The sequence below is a fragment of the Methylorubrum zatmanii genome, assembly GCF_014845115.1.
In the GTDB taxonomy this organism is placed as follows: domain Bacteria; phylum Pseudomonadota; class Alphaproteobacteria; order Rhizobiales; family Beijerinckiaceae; genus Methylobacterium; species Methylobacterium zatmanii.
Genome location: NZ_NKUI01000053.1, coordinates 16,488 through 35,898 on the forward strand (window position 1 = coordinate 16,488; position 19,411 = coordinate 35,898).

15 protein-coding genes and 1 tRNA gene are annotated in these 19,411 nt (G+C 69.5%); 5 read left to right on the forward strand and 11 right to left on the reverse strand.

The genetic code is table 11. From position 1 onward, the window contains the following. Positions 1-382: 382 nt before the first annotated feature. The 8 genes from MZTS_RS07675 to sbnA form a co-directional block, all read right to left on the reverse strand. Positions 383-775, reverse strand: coding sequence for a ParB N-terminal domain-containing protein (locus tag MZTS_RS07675; protein ID WP_192283012.1), 393 nt, complete (start codon positions 773-775; stop codon positions 383-385). Positions 776-780: 5 nt separating this feature from the next. Then, positions 781-1,998 carry a type III PLP-dependent enzyme gene (locus tag MZTS_RS07680; protein ID WP_192283014.1) on the reverse strand — a complete coding sequence of 406 codons (1,218 nt, stop codon included), beginning with the start codon at positions 1,996-1,998 and terminating at the stop codon, positions 781-783. Then, positions 1,995-2,777 carry a 2-keto-3-deoxy-L-rhamnonate aldolase RhmA gene (locus MZTS_RS07685; RefSeq protein WP_009862528.1) on the reverse strand — a complete coding sequence of 261 codons (783 nt, stop codon included), beginning with the start codon at positions 2,775-2,777 and terminating at the stop codon, positions 1,995-1,997. The genes MZTS_RS07680 and MZTS_RS07685 overlap by 4 nt, the downstream gene beginning before the upstream one ends. Next, a complete protein-coding gene (locus MZTS_RS07690) occupies positions 2,774-6,178 on the reverse strand; it encodes an IucA/IucC family protein (RefSeq protein ID WP_192283016.1) in 3,405 nt (1,134 codons plus the stop codon). The genes MZTS_RS07685 and MZTS_RS07690 overlap by 4 nt, the downstream gene beginning before the upstream one ends. Beyond that, positions 6,175-7,347 carry an MFS transporter gene (locus MZTS_RS07695; protein ID WP_192283018.1) on the reverse strand — a complete coding sequence of 391 codons (1,173 nt, stop codon included), beginning with the start codon at positions 7,345-7,347 and terminating at the stop codon, positions 6,175-6,177. Before MZTS_RS07695 ends, MZTS_RS07690 begins: the two co-directional genes overlap by 4 nt. Then, the gene (locus MZTS_RS07700; protein WP_192283020.1) at positions 7,344-9,119 is read right to left on the reverse strand and encodes an IucA/IucC family protein; all 1,776 of its coding nucleotides are present in this window, start codon (positions 9,117-9,119) and stop codon (positions 7,344-7,346) included. Before MZTS_RS07700 ends, MZTS_RS07695 begins: the two co-directional genes overlap by 4 nt. Before the next feature lie 11 nt (positions 9,120-9,130). Beyond that, a complete protein-coding gene (gene sbnB / locus MZTS_RS07705) occupies positions 9,131-10,186 on the reverse strand; it encodes a 2,3-diaminopropionate biosynthesis protein SbnB (protein ID WP_343068719.1) in 1,056 nt (351 codons plus the stop codon). A gap of 88 nt (positions 10,187-10,274) precedes the next feature. Next, positions 10,275-11,276 (reverse strand): 2,3-diaminopropionate biosynthesis protein SbnA, encoded by a 1,002-nt coding sequence (gene sbnA, locus MZTS_RS07710; RefSeq protein ID WP_192283022.1) that lies wholly within the window; start codon positions 11,274-11,276, stop codon positions 10,275-10,277. Between the two features lie 566 nt (positions 11,277-11,842). Between sbnA and MZTS_RS07715 the strand changes: the two genes are divergently transcribed. Next, the gene (locus MZTS_RS07715; protein ID WP_192283025.1) at positions 11,843-14,038 is read left to right on the forward strand and encodes a TonB-dependent receptor; all 2,196 of its coding nucleotides are present in this window, start codon (positions 11,843-11,845) and stop codon (positions 14,036-14,038) included. Between the two features lie 32 nt (positions 14,039-14,070). Here the strand turns inward: MZTS_RS07715 and MZTS_RS07720 are convergent, their stop codons facing one another. Beyond that, entirely contained in the window at positions 14,071-15,096 is a 1,026-nt protein-coding gene (locus tag MZTS_RS07720; RefSeq protein ID WP_192283027.1) for a WcbI family polysaccharide biosynthesis putative acetyltransferase, read from the reverse strand. Positions 15,097-15,158: 62 nt separating this feature from the next. Between MZTS_RS07720 and MZTS_RS07725 the strand changes: the two genes are divergently transcribed. Continuing rightward, a complete protein-coding gene (locus tag MZTS_RS07725; RefSeq protein WP_192283029.1) occupies positions 15,159-16,220 on the forward strand; it encodes a GSCFA domain-containing protein in 1,062 nt (353 codons plus the stop codon). Positions 16,221-16,335: 115 nt separating this feature from the next. On the opposite strand, the gene hemC is transcribed toward MZTS_RS07725, so the two are convergent. Then, positions 16,336-17,265 carry a hydroxymethylbilane synthase gene (hemC, locus tag MZTS_RS07730; protein ID WP_192283031.1) on the reverse strand — a complete coding sequence of 310 codons (930 nt, stop codon included), beginning with the start codon at positions 17,263-17,265 and terminating at the stop codon, positions 16,336-16,338. A 206-nt stretch (positions 17,266-17,471) separates the two neighbouring features. Here hemC and MZTS_RS07735 point away from each other — a divergent pair. After that, positions 17,472-17,547, forward strand: a tRNA-Lys gene (locus MZTS_RS07735). 207 nt (positions 17,548-17,754) lie between these two features. Here the strand turns inward: MZTS_RS07735 and MZTS_RS07740 are convergent. Continuing rightward, complete coding sequence (locus tag MZTS_RS07740) at positions 17,755-18,153, reverse strand: response regulator (protein ID WP_009865748.1); 399 nt, start codon at positions 18,151-18,153, stop codon at positions 17,755-17,757. 102 nt (positions 18,154-18,255) lie between these two features. Between MZTS_RS07740 and MZTS_RS07745 the strand changes: the two genes are divergently transcribed. Further along, positions 18,256-18,615: an Hpt domain-containing protein gene (locus tag MZTS_RS07745; protein WP_192283033.1), complete on the forward strand. Its 360-nt coding sequence runs from the start codon at positions 18,256-18,258 to the stop codon at positions 18,613-18,615. Between the two features lie 258 nt (positions 18,616-18,873). Continuing rightward, a complete protein-coding gene (gene pal, locus MZTS_RS07750; protein WP_009866223.1) occupies positions 18,874-19,386 on the forward strand; it encodes a peptidoglycan-associated lipoprotein Pal in 513 nt (170 codons plus the stop codon). Positions 19,387-19,411 lie beyond the last annotated feature (25 nt).

Here is a 19,411-nt window from a genome sequence, read left to right on the forward strand (position 1 = left end):
GCTCCGGTCGAGCCGGAGGAACGATCGATCTCCCTCGCTCCATCATGAGAGGGCCTGCCGCCCCCGGTGACCATCGAGCGACGGCCAGGCCTTCCTTGCGAAATAGTGATCGGCAGCCCTATGGATGGAACCATATTTCATGGTAGCCCTTTTGATAGGCCTGCGACTCGAATGGTCGAGCCAGGCACGCGGTGAAAAAGGGCAAATTCCATGGCAAGCCTGCTGCCGGTGCTCGCTCTCCTCGTGACCCCCATCGGTGCGCTTGCCGTCGGTGCCTGGGCCTTCGGACGCGCGCGCTCCACGCCCTGACGCACACCAGCTTCGCGAGGATTGAGGGCGGCCGAACACGCTGCCCTCGGTTCACCTCGCAAGGGCCTTATGATCATGGGACGAGGCTGCGCAGAGCGATCTCCAGCCGCTCTTCGCGTGCGAAGATGTGGCGCGTCGTCTTGGGCGGGAAGAGGCTTCCGCTGAGCCCGCGCCCCAGCACCTCCTCGCGGGTCGGCATCACGTCGGGGCGCCAGGAGGAGAGCTGAACGGCGGCATAGTCGTAGAGCCGCACCGGCACGCGGGTCAGGCCGAGCTGCATCGCCGCCATCAGCCGATGATGGCCGTCCAGCACAGCCAAGGTGTCCCGCTCCACGCAGATCGGCTGCGTCCAAGCCTGCTGCTCCAAGATGAGAGCGATCACCTCGCCGACCCGGGCCGGGACGATCTCCTCGGTCGGACGCAGAGCGTGAGGCGGGAGGAGCCGGAGTTCCGCAAGAGCCATCATGCCGCTCACACCGTCACCTCTGCCGCCGCCATCCGGCCCTGGTCGAGGAAGATCCGCTCCGGATGTGCGTGGCAGAGGAAGTCGTGGTGGGAGATGTCCCAGCCATAGGCCCCGGCCATCTCGAAGCAGACGAGATCGCCGACCCGCAGCCGTGCCACCGGCACGTCCCGTGCCAGCACGTCCTTCGGCGTGCACAGCTCCCCGGCGAGGGTGACCGGCATCCGAGCGATCTCGGGACGTGGCCAGGGATGGTCCCACTCCTCCCGTGGGAGGATGTGGAACGGATGGTCGTGCGCCCACGAACTCGGCAGGCGGAAATGATGGGTGCCGCCGCGCAGGAGCGCGAAGGCCCGCCCGTGGCTGCGCTTCAGGTCGAGCACCTCGCAAAGATAGGCGGCGTGGTAGGCGGCCACGATGCGCCCGCACTCGAATTGCAGGCGCGGGCCGCTCCCCGCCAGGGGCCTGAGCGCACTCGCGAGACGCTCCGTGTCGAAGCGCCATGCGGGATCGGCATAATCGACCCCCCAGCCGCCGCCGAGATTGATCACGCGCAGGTCGAGGCCGTGCTCGCCGGCCCAGGCTCGCGCAAGATCGATCTCCGCCGCGCAGAGCGCCGCGTGGCCGGCGGCATCCCGGTTGTTCGAGACGGTGTGGAAATGGAAGCCCTCGAAGCGCAGGGCGCGGCAATCGCGTAGGGTGGCGATCGCATCGGGGATCGAGGCCTGCTCGATGCCGAACTGGGTGGCGGCGCCGCCCATGGTCAGGGTTGCCCCCGGCACCGGCCCGGCGAGGTTCACCCGCAGCAGGACCGGCAGGATCGCCCCACTTCTCTCCGCCACCGCATTGGCGAGGCGCAGGCTGTGCAGGCTCTCGACATGCAGCCGCTCGACGCCGTGGGCGAGGAGGGTGCGGATGTCGCCCTCCGTCCGCGCCGGCCCGCCCATGACGATCCGCGCGCCCGGCCCGACCGCTTCGCGGACCCGCAGGATTTCCCCCGAGGAGGCGACCTCGAAGCCGGCGACATGGGGCGCCAGCGCGCGGAGCACCCGTGGATCGTTGTTGGCTTTGACGGCGTAGAAGAACTCGGTGCCCGCCGGCAGCGGCGCGGTCAGGCTGCGGATCTGGCACCGCAGGGCATCGAGGTCGTGCAGAAAGGCGCAGACCGGGCTCTCTGTCCTGGCGATTGCGGCGACCTGCGCGGGCGAGGGGTGAAACAGGGTCATGCTTGCGCTCCGGCGATGCGACGCCACGTGCGATCGGTCGCGGTGAGGGCGCGGCGCAGGAGGCCACGGTCGTTGGCGGCGATGAGGCCGCGCGCACCCTCGTCGAGCAGACGGGGCAGATCCTCGTCCGCGCGCGGGATCGCGAAGCAGTGGATCCCGGCGTCACGGCAGGTCCGCGCCACAGCTGCGCCGGCGGCGACCACCTCCGGCGCCGAGGTCTGCCAGGGCCGACCGATGGATTGAGAATAGTCCGCCGCCCCGAACAGAAGCCCTCCGATGCCGTCGAGGCCGGCGATCTCGGTCGCCGCGCCGAGGCCGGCCTCATCCTCGATCATCGCGACCACGAGCGTTTCCTGGTCGAGGCGGGCGGCGAGGGCGGGCAGGTCGCTCTCGCCGTAGCGGCCGAGGCGACCGGCATTGAGGCCGCGGATCCCGCGCGGCGCGTACCGGGCTCGCCGCACCGCCTGCTCGGCCTCCGCGAGCGAGGACACACGCGGCACGACGATGCCGGCGGCGCCGGCATCGAGGCTCTGCAGGATTCGCTCCGAACCGGCGTCCGGCACCCGCACGAGGGCGCTCAGGCCGGCCCGGTCCGCCGCCGCGAGCAGGTGCTCCAGGGCTGCCCCGTCGATCAGGGTATGCTCCAGATCGATCAGCACGAAATCGAAGCCGGCCACGGCGGCGATCTCGACGATCTCCGGCGCGGGAATCGACATGAACAATCCCCCGGCCACGCGCCCGCCATCGAGCCGCGCCCGGAGACGCAGGCGGGCGGTCATGCCAGCGCCTCCGCGAGCGGCGCCAGGGGATTCGGCACGCGTCGGCCGCGGGCATTCGCGGGGTCGATGCGGCGCCGGGCGAGATCCTCGATCACCAGCGTTTCCGCCGCGAGGCGGTAGCGCAACGCCCCCTGCCGGGCGGCCGGATGCGCCGCGCAATGCCCGGCCAGAGCCGCCACGATCCGGTCCCAGAAACGACGCTCGGGATAGCCGAACCAGAGGTCGAGGCAGTAGCCGAGCTCGGCCAGGTTCACGCCGAACAGGGCATCGACCATGAAGTCGCGCACATCCTCGACGTCCCGCGCCTCGACATAGGAATTGGCGTTGACGCGGGCATGCTCGGGCGGCGTCGGCACCAGAGCCGGGCGGCGGGCCACATGGTCCGGGATGAAGCGCACTCCGTCGTGGAAATCCTTCAAGGCCACGCGGCTCGGCCAGCCGGCATGATGGAACAGCACCATGTTCTGCTGGTGACTCTCGACCGCGATGCCCTTGGCGATGAGGAGATGCACCACCGGCAGCATCGCGACGGCGAGCAGCCGGTCGAGCCAAGGCTCGACTCCGTGGCGAGCGATCCAGCCGGCGATGAAGGGCTCGCCCCCGTCCCGGTGGGTCAGGGCGGTGAAGGGCACGGCACCTTCGCCCTCGCGCAGGTGCGGCGTCACCGGATCGCGCCAGATCGCCGAGAGGGCGCCTCGGGTCGTGCCGTCCCGATCCCACGGTGGCAGGGCGGTGACCGCGACGCCCATCCGTTCCGCCAGGAGCACCGCGCCGGTCGCCTGCCAGTAGGGATCGTCCGCCGTCACCTCCTTGAGCCAAGCGCTGACGATGGGGGCGTTGAGCACCGTGTGGGGGGCGAGGGTGCGCGCCGTCGAGGTGTTGCGGATGGAGAGCGCGAGCTTCAGCGAAGGCGCGTCCGGTGCGGTGAGATCGGCCAGCGTGCGGATGGATTGCTGCGCGCTGTAGGCGTGCGGCGCGGGCCCGAGCAGGACGAGGCGCCCGGCCCCTTGTTGGGCCTGCACGGCGCCTTCTGCCACTTGGCGCCATTGCCAGGGATGGACCGGCAGCAGGAAGAATTCCTCCGGCGGGCCCGGCAGGCGCGCGGCGAAGGCCGCCTGGGTGCGCGGGTCGAGGCTTTGCGCGAGAAGCGCCCGATCCTGCTCTCCCTCCCGCGCCATGGAGCCGGCGGCGGCGATGGAGCGGTGGGCCGCGATCCAGATCGGGCGGAGCGGTTGCGCGAATTCGGGGCCGTAGGCGCGGTTGTCCTCCGGGGTGAAGCCGATGCGCGACTTGAAGCAGGGGTGATAACGGTGCCCATCCGTCAGCGCGCCCTCCAGGGCTTCGTAGGACAGATCCGCCAGCGCCGTTCCCGCGCGGTGGGCGAGGGCGGCGGCGTGGTTCGCCTGCGTCCGCGCCAACTCCTCCGCGAAGACCCGGTGATCGGCCGCATCTCCCGGCAGATCGGGCAGCAGATCGGCGAGCAGGAGCGACGCATCGGTGATGGGCGCGCCGTCATCGACCGCGAGGCTTTCCGGATCGATCAGGATCCGCCCATAGGCCCCCATGCGCCGCGCCCGGGCGCGATAGGTCACCCGGCTTTGCGAGGGTGTGAGGGTGATGTCGAGCCGCTCGTCGGGGCCGGCGAGGCTCACCGTGGCCGCGCGCAGGAGGTCCTCGTGCAGGAGCGCGCCGAGAAGCTGGGCGGCCACCCGAAGGCCCGCCTCCTCCCAGGCCGAGCGCCCGGCGGCGTCCGCCCTGCGCAGCGGATTGCGGAGCGCGACGTAATCCGGGGCCTCGCCGCGACCGGCGAGGCAGCTCGTGAGGTTGGCCTTGGCCGGAAGCGTCGGCGCATCGAGAAGCCGGGCGATCCAGGCGGCGGTGGCATCGTCCTCGACCGAAGCGGCGAGGGTCTCGGCCACGATCCGCCAGAGCGGCGCCTCCGCGATATGGGCCGCCCGCGCGACCGTCGCGACGGCGTGCGAGACCTGATTGACGACGAGGTAATAGAGCAGGCGCTTCCAGGCTTCCTGCCCCTCGTAGAACACCGCCGGGTCGAGGCTGCAGCCCGGTGCGAGCCGTTCGAACCGTTCGCGGTCGATGCTGGCCCCTTCGAGATCGCGCACGACGAGGCGCACGGGAAGGCCGTTCTCCAGAACCAGGAGACTGTTCTGCGCATGCGCTTCGAGGCTGATTCCCGTGCGCGCGAACAGGCGCAGCGGCGGCAGGATGGCGGCATGGACATAGGCGCTGATCCAGGCTTCGGCCTCCTGCGCGCCCGAGAGCGGGCATCCCATCGCCGACAGGATCGGCCGACCGTCTTGCGGCGACGGCTCGAGCAGTCCCGCCACCACGAAGGCCGGCCGGGCCGGACCCTCCCGGACCAGAACCCCCGTCACCGCCGCGAGTCCGTCGTGATCGAGCAGCAGGGCGCCTGGCTCGCTCAGGATATCGAGGCCGCAGGCGGCCACGGCGTCCGGCAGGGCCGCGAGGGCCCGCGACGCGGCCATGCTGCGGGCGAGATGCTCGCGGCTGTTGGTGCGGGCGAAGTTGGTGATGCGGGCCGCGATCGGCAGCTTGAGGAACAGGTTCTCGCCGGGCGCGAACACCGTCCGCACCGAGGAGGTCGGCGTGACGATCTCGCCGGAGGGCGGGGTGAGGGTCAACCGCCCCTCGGCGATGAGGGCGGCGATGTCTGGATCGGTCTCGAGGCGGGCAGCCTGCCAGGGATGGCTCGGGATCAGGACACGGCCCGCGATGGCCTCCCTCGGCAAACCGGAGAGGCGGGCGAGGGCGGCGGTGACGCGCCGCTCGCCCTCCGGGTCGCGCCACAGCGAGGCGGCCAGATCGGGGGCGGCGATCAGCCAGCGCAGGCGGAACGCCGCCCCGCGCTCGGGCGCGAAACGTTCGGTGTCGGCCTGTGTGAAGCCGTCGACGCTCTTGGCGAGGGGATGGAAGGGATGGCCGTGCCACAGGCTCTGCTCCCGCCCGGTCGGCGTCGGATCGAACGGCCGGGCCGCACCGGCGACGGCATGGGCGTGCGAGCGGCGAAGTCCGTCGAGAAAGCGCCGTTTCGCCGTCTCGCGCAGGGGCGTCGCCTCGGGCGTCACGGCATCGATCATCCGGCGCGCCAACTCGGCGGGATCATCCAGCTCCAGGCAGCGGCCATCGGCGTCGCGCAACCGGACCGGCGCCCCCCAGACATGGAATCCGCCCGGCGAATGGCGCAGGCAGGGCACGGTCAGCGTCTGCGCTCCGAGCGGGATCGTGCAGTCTTCTCCCTCCACCGGATCGAGGTCGGTCGCGACTTCGCGCAACCAGGTGTTGAGCAGGCGTTCGATCGCAAGGCTCGCATGGGTCGCGGCGGTCTCCGCAGCGGGTCGGGCGGGAAGCGATGTCGTCATCGGGCGCGGCTCCGGATGGTGCGAAGGGGGTGCGAGGCCGTGGCGAGGGCGACGGCTCCGGCGCAGGACAGGCCGGCGGCGGCGAAGAGGGCACCCGCCGGGCCGAGGGGCGCCAGGGCCAATCCCGCCACGAAGGGGCCGACGAGCTGGCCCAGGGTCAGGCTGGCGCGGGCGCGGGCCATGGCGGCGGTCCGGCTCGGGCCCACCGCCTCGACGGCGGCGAAGAGGGCGGGGGCTTGGCCTGCGAACAGCGCTCCCTGCAAGAGGCGGAGCGCGACGATGCCGGCGAGGCCCGCGCCCAGAGGCACGGCGGCGAAGCCGAGGGCGCAGCCGATGAGCGACAGGTTGAGGGCGGCCATCGGCGAGACGCCATCCATCACCCGCGCCCAAAGCGGCAGGATCAGCAGGGCGACGAGCCAGCTCAGGCTGTGCAGCAGGCCGATCAGGCCGGGGGTGTAGAGGACGGGGTCATACGCGTTCGCCCAGGCGGGGAAGAAGGCAACGAAGGCGAAGGCTCCGGCGCTGCCGCAGAGCCCGGCGCAGAGCAGGGAGAGATCGCTCGCATCGGCCCGGCCGGAGGGTGTCTCCGCGTCCGGTTCGGCGGAGAGGTCGCGGCCGGTCGTGGCGGCAGCCACCATCGCCACGAGGATGAGGCCACCGAAGCCGAGCATCAACGGGCCGAGCTGCTCCCGCTCGAAGGCGAAGCCGCCGGCGAGCGGGCCGAGCAGACAGCCCGCCGAGACCGCCTGCTGCATCGCCGCGAAGCCCCGTCCGGCGCTGCGGCCACCGGCGCGGAAGGCGAGCGCCAGGACGACGCCGCCTCCGGCCAGGCCCTGAACCAGGCGGCCGGCGAGCAGCGTCACGGGATCGCTCGCGACGGCGATGATCGCGCAACTCGCCGCCGTGAAGATTCCGGTCCAGACGATCAGGCTCGGCAAGGAGAGAATCCGCGCGAGCCCGGCCCAGGCCGGCGTCATCGCCAGAGTCGTCACGGCGGGAGCCGCCAGCGCGGCGGCGGTCCAGAAAGCCGGCGCCGCGCTCATCCGCGCGAGGTGAAGGCCGAGGAAGGGCAGCAGCGCCAGCGGCGCCGCCGTCACCAGCAGTTGCAGCAGGACCAGGGCCGCGAAGCCGGCAAGCCCGAGCGGCGGCGCCTCTTCCCGGACTTTCAAGACCGCGCCTCCAGGAAGAGCGGATTGGCCGCGCAGCCGAGCCGGCTCGGCATCGAGGTGGTCAGGGCGGAGGCCGCGAGAAGCGGGGTCAGCACTTCCTTGAACGGCGCCAGAGGCTGCTCCAGCAGGCAGGCGGCAACCCATTGCTTGCGCTCCGGCGGAGCCTCGGCCTCGCCGAGGACGCGCCTGACGGTGGCGACGAGGATCCGGCGGGCCTCCGCGAGGGTGAAGCCGCGCTCCGCCTCGGCGAAGGTTTCGGCGATGGCGCGCAGGGCGACGTCGATGGCGAGCGTCTGGGCGTAGGCGAGGAGATCGTCCGGGCGGCGCAGCAGCAGCGAGTTCCGCTGCGGATCGGTGATCAGATAGGCCGGAACGGGCAGGCCGACCTCAACCAGCCAGTCGGGGGCACAGCGCACGGTGTCGTGGTCGCGCAGGATCAGGCGGCATGGCCGCGCGCCCTCGAAGGCGACGAGGGCGTTCTGCCCATGCAGTTCCGGCACGAAGCCGAGGCAGACGCCGCGCAGGACGAGGCCGAGGACCAGGCCGGCGATGTCGGAGAACAGCCGGGTCAGATCCGGCGCCTCGCCGGCGAGCGCCCGAACGGCCGGCGGCAGGCCCCCGCCCGGCGCGACCGCCAGGGTCGCGAGCGGAACGATCGGACCGCCCTCCGGCAGCCGTCGCAGGGCGCAGCCGAGCAGGGCAGGGCGCTCGGCGTAGAGGTCACCGTCCGCTTCGCGGAAATGCCAGAAGGCGTCCTCATCCGCGAGGGCGACATGCTCGGCGAGCCACGGATCGTGCGCCCGCCCGGCGGCGAGCAGCGCGGCGCCGTGCAGGCCGTTCTGCAGCGATTGCGGCGGCAGCAGCCGGCGGACCCCGAGTGTTCTGACGTCGAGGGGCAGCTTCAGATGCAGGCCGGGCCGCGCCGGAAAGGCCACCGTCCGCAGCGAGGAGGTCGCCGCGACGAGGGGGCCCTGGAAATCCAGGAGGACAAGTTGCCCATCCTCGCGCTCGGCCGCGAAATGCGCCGGCAGGCTGTGCGCCGCCTGCCAGGGGTGGACGGGCAGGGCGATATGCGATCCGTCGATCCCACGAGTCCGCATCTCGGTCGCGAGCAGGGCCTGCTGGCGCTGGTCGAGGAAGGTGGCGAAAGGATCCGACGGGCCGGCGCCCGGCGCCTCGGCCAGACGCTCGCGGGCGAGCGCGACCCAGGCGAGGGCGAAGTAGCGCCCGGCTTCCGCGCCATAGGCCAGGGTCTGCGCCCGGTCGAAACCGTGGCGGGCACGGGCCAGGGGGTGGAACGGCCGGTCGCGCCAGGCCGCGAGCCGCTCCCAGACGATGGCATCGTCCGCGCGGGCTTCGGCCTCCAGGCCCTCGGCCCAAGCCGCCCTGTCGGGAAGCGCGTCGATGATCGCGGTGAGTTCGTCGAGGCTGCGCTGCCGGATCGTGCCGGGCAGATCGGGCATCCCCGCGAGCACTAGGCTCAGCAGCGCCGACGCGTCGATATCCGCGCCGGAGGAGGCGGTCTCGTAGCGCGCGGAGCCGGCGAAGCGGAAACCGTCGCGCCAGCCATCCGGCCGCACGCGCGCCCGCAGATGCCCGGCGCCCACAGCGAGGGCGTAGTCGCGGGTTCCGTCCTCAGCCGTCGTCCCGAGGGTGGCGCGGCTTTGGAAGCCGGCGACATCCTCGATCCAGAGGGCGTCGAAGAGTTCGGCCAGCAGATCCCGGGCGAGATCCGTGGCTCTCGGGGCCGCCGCCCGCATCGGTCCGGACATCGGGCCGGCTCTCAGAACAGCGGCAGCACGGTGCCGGCACCGGCCTGTTCGGCGCGGCGCAGGACGGCGCGGGCGCAGGCGATGTCGTCGATCGCCATGCCCATCGGGTTGAGCAGGATGATCTCGTCGTCGGTTTCGCGCCCCGGCCGGCGGCCGACCACGATCTCACCGAGTTCGGCGTGCAGCCTCTCCCGCGAGAACTCACCGGACTCGACGAGGAGATTGATGATCTTCTTCTCGCGGTTGCACTGATCCCAATCGTCCACGACCACCTTGTCCGCCTTGAGGAAGACCTCTCGCTCCACGTCCATGATCGAGACATTGGCCAGCAGAGTGCCGCGGCTGAGCCAGTGGAAGGGCAGGTAGGGCTTGTCGGTGACGGTGCAGGTGACGACGACCGGGCAGTCCCGCACCGCCGCCTCCGCGCTCGGCACGATGACGGTTTGCAGATGCGGGAAGCGGTCGCGCAACTGTGCCGCGAGGTCCTCGGCGGCCGCCTCGCGCAGGTCGAACAGCCGGATCGTCTTCAGGCTGGGAAACTGCTCGGCCAGGGTCTGCGCCTGCCGAGCGGCGATGGGGCCGCAGCCGATGAGGGAGGCCTCCGCGAAGCCGGCTTGCGCGAGGTGGCGAACGGCAATGCCGGTGACGGCGGCGGTGCGCATGGCGCTGACGAGGCCCGCCTCCATGATCGCCATGGGATAGTTGGTCTCGGGATCGTTGAGGACGATCACGGCGCTGGCGCGCTCGATCCCGCGTCGGGCGGGATTGTCGTGTTTCGAGCCGATCCATTTGAGGCCGGCGACCGGCCGATCACCACCGATCCAAGCCGGCATGGCAATGATGCGGTCGGCGATATGGGTGGTGCGCGGGCTGCGCAGATACGGCTTCAGCGGCTGGACGAAGTCTCCCGCCGCGTGAAGGCGAAAGCCATCCTCGATCGCCGCCATGTAGAGATCGGAGCGATCGCCCCCGATAGCGACGATGTCGGAGCGCGACAGGTAGCGCAGGCTGGTCGAGGCCATGGCGTTGGTTCCTGAATGGTCGAGCGACGAGAAGGGTGCCGTCACGTTGGACGGTCCCGAGCGGACAGTGGCGGGATTGGGGGGAGGGACGAGGGGCATGCCGGAGACAGGCCGGCGACGATCCCTGCGCGGCTCAGGCGGCTGCGGTCTGGGAGCCGATGCGCCGGTAGGAGGCCTGGAACGATTTGGTCAGGCGCCGCTCCGGCGCCGGCCAGGCCGGATCGTAGACGGTATCGAGGTAGCGCTCACCCCGGTCGGGAAGCAGGGTGACGATGCGGGCGCCCCGGCCGAGATGCGGGATCAGCTTGGCGATGGCCGCGACCACGGTGCCGGAGGAGCCGCCGGCCAGGATGCCCTGGGTCTCGACCAGCCTGCGGCAACCGAGGGCGGATTCCCAATCGGTGGCGTAGATCACTCCATCGACCTCGGGGAGGGAGAGCTGCTCCGGTACCCGGCTCGCCCCGATGCCGGGAATCTCCCGCCGCCCACCCGGCGCGCCGAAGATGACCGACCCGTCGAGATCGACGGCGATGACCTCGATCCCCGGCCAGCGCTCGCGCAGACGGCGCGCCAGCCCCATCAGCGTTCCGCAGGTCGAGACGGCGGCCACCACATGGGTCGGGGCCGCGGGCATGTCCCGTACGATCTCGGCGCCAATGCCGTTGTAATGGGCCCGCCAATTGTCGGGATTGGCATATTGGTTGAGCCAGACGGCGCCGGGGATGGTGCGGGCCAGCTCCGTCACTCGCCTCACCCGGGTGTGCAGGTAGCCGCCCTCCTCATCCTGCTCCTGCACCATGTCGACCGTCGCACCGAAAGCCTCGATCAGGCGCCGGTTGGTGGGGGCGATGTTGGGATCGACGACCGCCGTGAACGGGATGTTGTAGCGCTGCGCGATCATCGCGAGCGCGATGGCGAGATTGCCCGACGAACTCTCGACGAGATGGCTCCGCTGCGTCAGCCGGCCAGCGGCGATGGCCTGCGTGACCATGTAATGCGCGGTGCGATCCTTCACGCTGCCGCCGATGTTGAGCATCTCCAGCTTCGCGAAGACGGGAACGATGTCCGGCGGGAACATTCTGTCGAGAGCGATCAGCGGCGTATTGCCGACGCGGAGCTCGACCGACGGAATCATGAGCATCTCCCCGGAGAATTAAGAGATTTGCGGAGCGTATCGGCGTGCTGGGCAAGGGTGACACGCGCCCGCTCGCCAGAAGCACGACCAGTCCGATGGACGATAGACATAAGCGAAAAACAGCATCGTTCAAGAGAATACCGATCCAAATGGCTCATATCGGAAATTTATCGAGGGTGAATGCATAATATTTTCGATTTATTTTCAATTTAACAATTCAAAATACTTCAGGTTTGGTCTGATTTACAACGATTTGCGGCCTGATAGCGTGGCCCGGCCGAGCCTGCGGGAGGGGCGCATCCCGGACCGGGCGATTGCCGAGGGGTTCGCCGAAAGCCACCGGAAACGCTGCGGCGACCGGCCTGAGAGCATTCCGGAAAAGACGGCCTTCTTTATAAGTATTCCATTCTATCGTGTTACATTGCGGCAACAAACACGGGGATGAATCATGCGATCTCACGAGTCGGGATTGCGACAGGGACAGCGATACCGAATAGAAGCCAAACATAGGGTCATCGCTTCCGGCGGCTGACCGGTCGCCGTGCCTTTACCGGAGCTGCATTCGCATGCCGCAACTCCCCGCCTTACCCTCGCAAATCGCTCGTCGTCTTGCCGCCGGCGTCGGCCTCACGGCCTTGATGGCTCCCGGCTTCGTGCTCGGCGCGCGGGCGCAGGACGGGGTCAGGCTCGAAGAGATCTCCGTGGAGTCGCGCAGCAACGGTCAGCCCACGAACCGAAATGCCGTGGTCGGGCCGCCCCCGCCCGCCTATCCCGGCGGCGTGGTCGGCTCCGGCTCGCGGCTCGGATTCCTCGGCAACCGCAACGTCTTCGACCAGCCGTTCAGCTCGACCAGCTACACCGAGAAGCTGATCCGCGATCAGCAGGCCCGCAACGTCCAGGACGTGGTCAACAACGATCCCTCGATCCGGACCAACGTGCCGGCTTTCTCCGGCATCCTCGGCTTCTTCATCCGCGGCTTTCCGGTCTTCGCGCAGGATATGGCCTTCAACGGCCTGTTCGGCGTGGCCGATTCCTTCAATCCGGCCATCGAGCCGATCGAGCGCGTCGAGGTGCTGCGCGGCCCCTCGACCCTGCTGTCGGGCGTGCCGCCCTTCGGCAATATCGGCGGCATCATCAACCTGATCCCGAAGCGGGCCGGGGACGAGCCGCTCAACCGCGTCACCCTCGGCTACGCGTCCGACGCGACGATCTACAAGGCGGTGGATTTCAGCCGGCGGTTCGGGGATGCCAAGGAATGGGGCATCCGCTTCAACGGCGCCTTCAACAACGGCAACACGCCGATCGACAACCAGAGCCTTCACTTCGGCGTCGCCGCCCTCGCCCTCGACTATCGCGGTGAGCGCCTGCGGGCGAGCCTCGACCTCGGCTATCAGGAGCTCGATTTCACCTCGCCCCTGCGCAACCGCAACGTGGCCGCCGGCGTCCGCATCCCCCGCGCGCCCGATCTGACCCTGAACCAGCAACAGCCCTGGGAATATCGCGACAGCGCCAACCAGCAACTCGCCACCCGGGTCGAGTACGACCTGACGCCGGACCTGACGCTCTACGGCGCCTATGGCCGCTCGAACTTCCGCCAGGAATATTTCGGCGGCATCCTGACGATCTTCAACACGCGCGGCGATTACCGCGAACCAATCAGCTACCTGCCGATGCACATCGTCAACCAGACGGCGGAGGCGGGCCTGCGCGGCACGGTCGAGACCGGCCCGATCAAGCACAGCTTCGGCCTCGCCGCCGTCGGCTTCTGGCAGGATCTCGCCCAGCCGACCGTGCAGAATGTCGGCGCGACCATCGTGTCGAACCTCTACAACCCGGTCTACGTCGCCCCGCGCTCGACCATCGGCCTGTCGAACGCGACGCCGCGCACGTCGAGCCGGATCAACCGCAGCATCGCCATCGCCGACACCCTGTCGATCCTCGACGACCGGATCCTGCTCACGGTCGGCGGCCGCTGGCAAAGCCTCGACGTGAACTCCTACAACGCCGTGACCGGCTTCCGTACCGGATCGAGCGAGAGCGGCGCGTTCTCGCCGGGCGTCGGTCTCGTGGTGAAGCCGGTGGAGCGACTCTCGCTCTATGCCAACTACATCGAGGGACTGACCTCACCGGCTCCGCCAGTCGACGCCCTCAACGGCAATGCGGCCTTCCCGGCCTTCGTATCCCGGCAGACCGAGGTTGGCGCGAAATACGATTTCGGCAGCGTCGGCGTCGGCTTCGCTGCATTCGAGATCGAGCAACCCTTCGGCTTTCTTGATCCGAGCACCCGGCTGTTCTCGGTCGATGGGCGCCAGCGCAACAGCGGCGTCGAACTGACCGTGTTCGGCGAGCCGGTTCCCGGCATCCGCGTGCTCGGCGGCGTCACCCTGCTCGACGGGGTGCAGGTGCAATCCCAGGATCCGCGCAATGTCGGTCGGGTCGCCATCGGCGTGCCGGATGCGCAGGTGAACCTCTACGGCGAGTACGACCTGCCGCCCGACTTCCTCCCCGGCCTGACCCTGACCGGCCGGGTGATCTACACCGCGGCCCAGTATTACGACCTTGCCAACAGCCAGAAGATCCCGGATTGGGCGACCCTCGATCTCGGCCTGCGCTACACCGCCACGTTCCAGGACCGGCCGCTGACACTCCGGGCCAACGTCGTCAACGTCACCGGCAACAATTACTGGGCCACCACCGGCCGCGGCATCCTCAGCCAGGGGACGCCACGGACCTTCCTGCTCTCGGCGTCGATGGATTTCTGAAGCCCCGGAGGCGATCGTACCGGGACGGCGGCTCAGGCCACAGCGTCGAAGAGCGCGCCGATCTCCTCATCCGCCTCCCAGGCGGCGACACGGGCACAGGCCAGATCCTCCGGCCGGTGCCGGGCGTAGAGGGCGAAACTTTCCGCGACGAAATCGGGCAGGTCGAGCAGGCGCGGCGGCGCGCGACGACCGTCGCCCTTGAACAAGGTCGATCCGGTCACGCCGTAGCGTTCGGCGATGGCCGGCAGCACCGGCCAGACCGACTCGGCCACCAAGCCATCGGGCGCATAGGCCTCGACGGCGATGTCGAGCGGGTCGAGCCCGGCCTCGCGGGCGAGGCGACGGGCGACATCGCCCAGCACGTGCAGCCGCGGATGGTTGACGACGTGCATGAAGACGCCACCGCGGCACCACAGGGCGAATTCCCGATCCAGACCGAAGCCGACGTCGCGGGCGGTGCGCAGGAGGTATTCCGCGCCGGCCTCCCACAGGCCGAAATAACCGAGCCGCTCGAAGACGGCGCCGTCATAGAGGCGCAGAGCCGCCGCGACGCTCAATCCCCGGCGGAAGGCCTGAAGCGCGATGGCCGAGTGATAGGGACCGACCGGCGAGGCGACGAGGCGCGACAGGCGCAGGCTCGCCTCATCGCCAACATGGACGAGATCGGGATGGAAGCCCGAAAACAGGATCGTCGGGAACAGCCGCAGACGCGGCACCCGCTCGGCCAGGGCGTGGACATTGCCGCCGGGGATGAAGCCTTCAGGGAAGAAGTGCGAGAAGACGTGGTCGGCCGAGCCGAGATGCGAGGCCAGTCGGTCGATAGTCCCGAACCGGCGGGCGAGCCCGGCGACGAGGATGGTCTCGACCTCGGCGCCCGGCAGCAGCAGCCGCAGGGATTGCGCGACGCCCTCCGCCTGGCAATTGCCGATGACCGAGATGCGAGGGGTTCCGGCAGGCCGCCGCCACGGTCTCGCCCGGAATCGCGGCGAGAGCCCGCGCCGCGCCAGGGCCTGGACGGGCGGCGCGAGCGGCTTGAAAAGGTCGGGAAGCAGGGGCAAGCGGCGCGCAGCCTCTCGCATCAAGGGCGGACGGGTATCGGCGCGCAGGATAGAACTAAGCGATGAACCCTTACCGCGATCTACCGGCCGAGCGATTCTGGCGCAAGGCGGTGGCGGGCGTCCCGCCCTTCGCCCTCGATCCGGGGCCACGCGACGCTTTCCGCATCGCCCGCACGGACCGGGTCGCGACCGCAGGATCCTGTTTCGCGCAGCGCGTCTCGCAGGCGCTCGCTCGGGGCGGCTTCCGCTATCATGTAACCGAGGAGGCACCGGAGGGCATGGGGGAGGCGGAGGCCGCTTCCCGCCAATACGGGACCTTCTCGGCCCGCTACGGCAACCTCTATGGGCCGCGCCAGTTCGTGCAGCTTTTCGACCGGGCCTTCGGCGCCTTCGATCCGCAGCTCAAGGCGTGGCAGCGGCAGGATGGGCGCTTCGTCGATCCGTTTCGCCCGACCATCGAGCCGGACGGGTTCGCCGACGAGGCGGCGGTCCTCGCGGCCCGCGAGCACCATCTCGCCCGGGTGCGGGACCTGTTCGAGAGCCTCGACGTCCTGGTCGTGACGCTGGGCCTCACCGAAGGCTGGCGCTGCCGCGCCGATGGAGCGGCGCTCTCCCTGGCGCCCGGCGTCGCGGGCGGCCAATTCGATCCGGCCGAGGTGGCCTTCGTCAACGCGACGACCTCGGAGGTGATCGGCGACCTCGCCGGCTTCCTCGACCGGCTCTGGAGCGTGAACGGGCGCGCGCGGGTGATCGTCACCGTCTCGCCGGTCCCGCTGATCGCGACCTATCTCGACCAGCACGTCCTCGTCTCGAACGCGCAGTCGAAGGCGGTGCTGCGCGCCGCCGCGGGGGAAATCTGCGAGCGCGGCGATCCGCGCCTCGTCTATTTCCCGTCCTACGAGATCATCACGAGCCAGACCCATGGCGGCCGCTATTACGGCGAGGACCAGCGCAGCATCGCCGAGGCCGGTGTCGCCCACGTGATGCGCTCCTTCATGAGAAGCTTTTCACCGGGCCCCGACAGCGCCCCGGCCGCGCCGCCGGCTCATACCAGCGAGGCGGAGTTCGCCGGCACCGCCGGCATCGTCTGCGACGAGGAGACGATCGAGCGCAGCCTCGCCTGAGACGGAATCCGCTTGATCGGAGCGGATTCCGTCTCAGCAAGCCCGCGCGGCATTTGAGCGAAGCCCAAATCCGCCATCCCGAAGGGATCTCGACCGGATTTGGTATGAGTCCCGGCTATTTCAGGTGGGCGAAATAGACATCGCCCGCCGCCCGCTTCAGCTCGGCCCCGGCGTCGCGGCCGATTTCGGCGGCGTCCGATGTCGCTCCCTCCCGATGCACCGCCCAATGGCGACTGCCATCCGGCAGGAACAACAATCCGTCGAGGCTGAGGCGGTCGCCCTGAATCCGGGCGAGCGCCGCGATCGGCGTGCGACAGGAGCCGTCGAGTTCCGCCAGCAGGCCCCGCTCCGCATCGAGCGCCGTCGTCGTGGTGGCACAGGCGACCGGTGCCAGCAGGGCCCGGATAGCATCGTCCCGCGCCCGGCACTCGATGCCGAGGGCGCCCTGTGCCACGGCCGGCAGCATCTCCTCCACCGAGAGAACGCTGCGGGCCACATCCTCCATGCCGAGGCGCTGCAGGCCGGCGAGCGCCAGGAGCGTCGCGTCGCACTCGCCCGCTTCGAGCTTGCGCATCCGCGTGTTGGCGTTGCCGCGCAGGGGCACGATGGTGAGGTCGGGCCGGTGCATCAGAACCTGTGCGCCCCGCCGCAGGGACGAGGTCCCGACCCGCGCGCCCGCAGGCAGATCGGCCAGGCCGTTGGCCTCACCGGCGCTGAGGAAGGCATCGCGGGGATCGTCCCGCTCCAAGATGCAGGCGATGACGAGCCCGTCGGGCAGCCACGTCTCCACGTCCTTCATGGAATGGACGGCGACGTCGATGCTGTCGGCGAACAGCGCCTGCTCCAGCTCCTTGGTGAACAGCCCCTTGCCGCCGATCTCGGAGAGCGGCCGGTCGAGCACCCGGTCGGCCACAGTGGAGACGACGACGATCTCCGTCTCGAGCCCGGGATTGGCGGCGACGATCCTGTCCCGGACCATGCCGGTCTGGGCCAGCGCCATCGGGCTGCCGCGGGTGCCGATTCTCAGAGGTCGCGCGCGAGTCATTCATGCGCTGTAGCCGAGACGGCGCCCCCCGTCACGCGGGCCGATGCAAAGGGTCGGACAGAGCCGGCGGCGGCCGGGACCGGGTGCGGTGCATTTTGTCGGAAAAGTTTTTGGAAGGGGCTGGACAGGCCGGCCGGCCATTGCTAATTCGCCTCCACCGCAGGGGACTGGTGGCCCGGCGGCGAGGCCTCTCCAAGAGAGACCTTGGGCGCATAGCTCAGTTGGTAGAGCAGCTGACTCTTAATCAGCGGGTCCTAGGTTCGAACCCTAGTGCGCCCACCAAATCATCTCAAACTCCCAGCAAGCGATGCGACTAAGGCGTCGAAGTGGGATGTTAATGCGGCTTTCTAGCCTGCAAAAACCCAATATAATCGCGCTTCCGGTTCAGCTTCGGCGACACGGTGCTGTTCCGACCCAGCCGGTCCTATCCGCTGGTGCCCGGTCGCATGATCGCGGCGCCGCTGCCTGCCCCTTCGTCATGCAGTGAACTCAGCCGGCTGTGCGAAGTCCGCTTTCGGCGCCGTTCGAGGCAACCATCATGCGCGCCAGGGCGAGGATGTCCCGGGCCTGGAACGGCTTGCGCACGAAAATACTGCCGGAAACCGTGCGACCCTCGATCGGCGCGGAGGTCGAGGCATAGATGATCGGCCGATGGGGATGGCGCTCGCGATAGGCGTCCGCCACCGTCCAACCGTCGATCAGCCCCGGCAAGCGGATATCAGTGAACAACCAGTCGATGGCCTCGCCCCCGGCGCGTAGCGTCGTCAGCGCCGCCTCGCCGCTGGACGCAGCGAGCACCCGCATGCCCTCGTGCTCACAGAGTTTGGTGAGCATTTCGAGCAGCAGGTAATTGTCTTCGACGATGAGCGCGGTCGGAGCAGCGCGCATGACCCTTATCCAGTTGACGCCGACATCATCACAGGAAAAATGAGTTAACGTAGCGTTAACAAACTTCCTGCAGAGCGAAGTTCTGCGAAGCTGAGCACCGAGATGAATGAGGATTGCAGGCGACCCGCCGGCCACGCCCAGACACCGACCTTCGATCCGGAGCTGTTGGCGGAGCTCGAGATCCTGTTCGGCCGGCCCCGCCTCATGGAGTTGCTGGGTGTCCTCGACCGTGAGATTTCGGCGCGCCTCGACACGCCCGCCAGCGAGCCCTCGCAGCTGGCCCGGGATGCACATGTCCTCGTCTCGTCCAGCGGCGCCCTCGCGTTCCGCACCCTCTCCGATGCCTGCTCGGCGCTGGAACAGGCCTGCGTCAGGGGCGAGGAAGTGGCACCGTCGCTCAACACGGTGGTGATCGCGGCGCGCCATGCACGGGATGCGATCGCGACCCTGCGCGCGGCCTGAACCCTGGCCTGTTGCCGCAACGCAACATCGAGCGCGAACCTGCCGCGGAACCGCCGGACGCCGCCGGCCCGCCGCAATTCTCGGCAGAACGGAAGCGTTGCAGTTCGCGAACGGATGAGCAACCGCGCGGAACGCTCCGTCTCGCCGACAGACAGCCGGCGACAAGGGCTCCGTGAGGGACGCTTAACCATCCGCGGCTACAATTTCCGGGACTGGAACGACAACCGGCACGGCATGGCCGTGACGAGGAGAGAGACGATGTCGACACCCGCGCGCTTTCGTGGGCTTTCCCTGACGCTGGCGCTGTGCGCCGCGCTCGGTCTCGGTGCCTGCAGCAAGGACAGCGACCTCGCCGACGCTTCGGGCTTCGGCGCGGGCGGGGCCGGGGGCGTTGCGCGCCCCGGCAGCGCCCAGGACTTCGTCGTGAATGTCGGCGACCGGGTCTTCTTCGAATCGGATTCCTCGGACCTCACCCCGACCGCCACCGCGACCCTCGACAAGCAGGCTTCCTGGCTTCAGCGCTACTCGCGCTACAGCTTCCTGATCGAGGGCCATGCCGACGAGCGCGGCACGCGGGAATACAATTACTCCCTCGGCGCCCGCCGTGCCCAGGCGGTGCTGGACTACCTTACCAGCCGCGGCATCGCGCCGTCGCGGATGCGCACGGTCTCGTATGGCAAGGAACGGCCGGTGGCGGTGTGCAACGACATCTCCTGCTGGTCGCAGAACCGCCGCTCCGTCAGCGTCCTGGACGGCGGTGCCGGCTCGTGAGACCGGACGACCGGCCGGCTTTGCG

Bases quoted from the DNA above. Each gene is read 5' to 3' on its own strand.
- MZTS_RS07745 (WP_192283033.1), top strand. From the start codon at position 18,256: ATGAATGAGGATTGCAGGCGACCCGCCGGCCACGCCCAGACACCGACC.
- MZTS_RS07680 (WP_192283014.1), bottom strand. From the start codon at position 1,998: ATGACCCTGTTTCACCCCTCGCCCGCGCAGGTCGCCGCAATCGCCAGG.
- MZTS_RS07740 (WP_009865748.1), bottom strand. From the start codon at position 18,153: ATGCGCGCTGCTCCGACCGCGCTCATCGTCGAAGACAATTACCTGCTG.
- hemC (WP_192283031.1), bottom strand. From the start codon at position 17,265: ATGACTCGCGCGCGACCTCTGAGAATCGGCACCCGCGGCAGCCCGATG.
- MZTS_RS07715 (WP_192283025.1), top strand. From the start codon at position 11,843: ATGCCGCAACTCCCCGCCTTACCCTCGCAAATCGCTCGTCGTCTTGCC.
- MZTS_RS07685 (WP_009862528.1), bottom strand. From the start codon at position 2,777: ATGACCGCCCGCCTGCGTCTCCGGGCGCGGCTCGATGGCGGGCGCGTG.
- MZTS_RS07700 (WP_192283020.1), bottom strand. From the start codon at position 9,119: ATGTCCGGACCGATGCGGGCGGCGGCCCCGAGAGCCACGGATCTCGCC.
- MZTS_RS07675 (WP_192283012.1), bottom strand. From the start codon at position 775: ATGATGGCTCTTGCGGAACTCCGGCTCCTCCCGCCTCACGCTCTGCGT.
- MZTS_RS07690 (WP_192283016.1), bottom strand. From the start codon at position 6,178: ATGACGACATCGCTTCCCGCCCGACCCGCTGCGGAGACCGCCGCGACC.
- MZTS_RS07725 (WP_192283029.1), top strand. From the start codon at position 15,159: ATGAACCCTTACCGCGATCTACCGGCCGAGCGATTCTGGCGCAAGGCG.
- sbnA (WP_192283022.1), bottom strand. From the start codon at position 11,276: ATGATTCCGTCGGTCGAGCTCCGCGTCGGCAATACGCCGCTGATCGCT.
- pal (WP_009866223.1), top strand. From the start codon at position 18,874: ATGTCGACACCCGCGCGCTTTCGTGGGCTTTCCCTGACGCTGGCGCTG.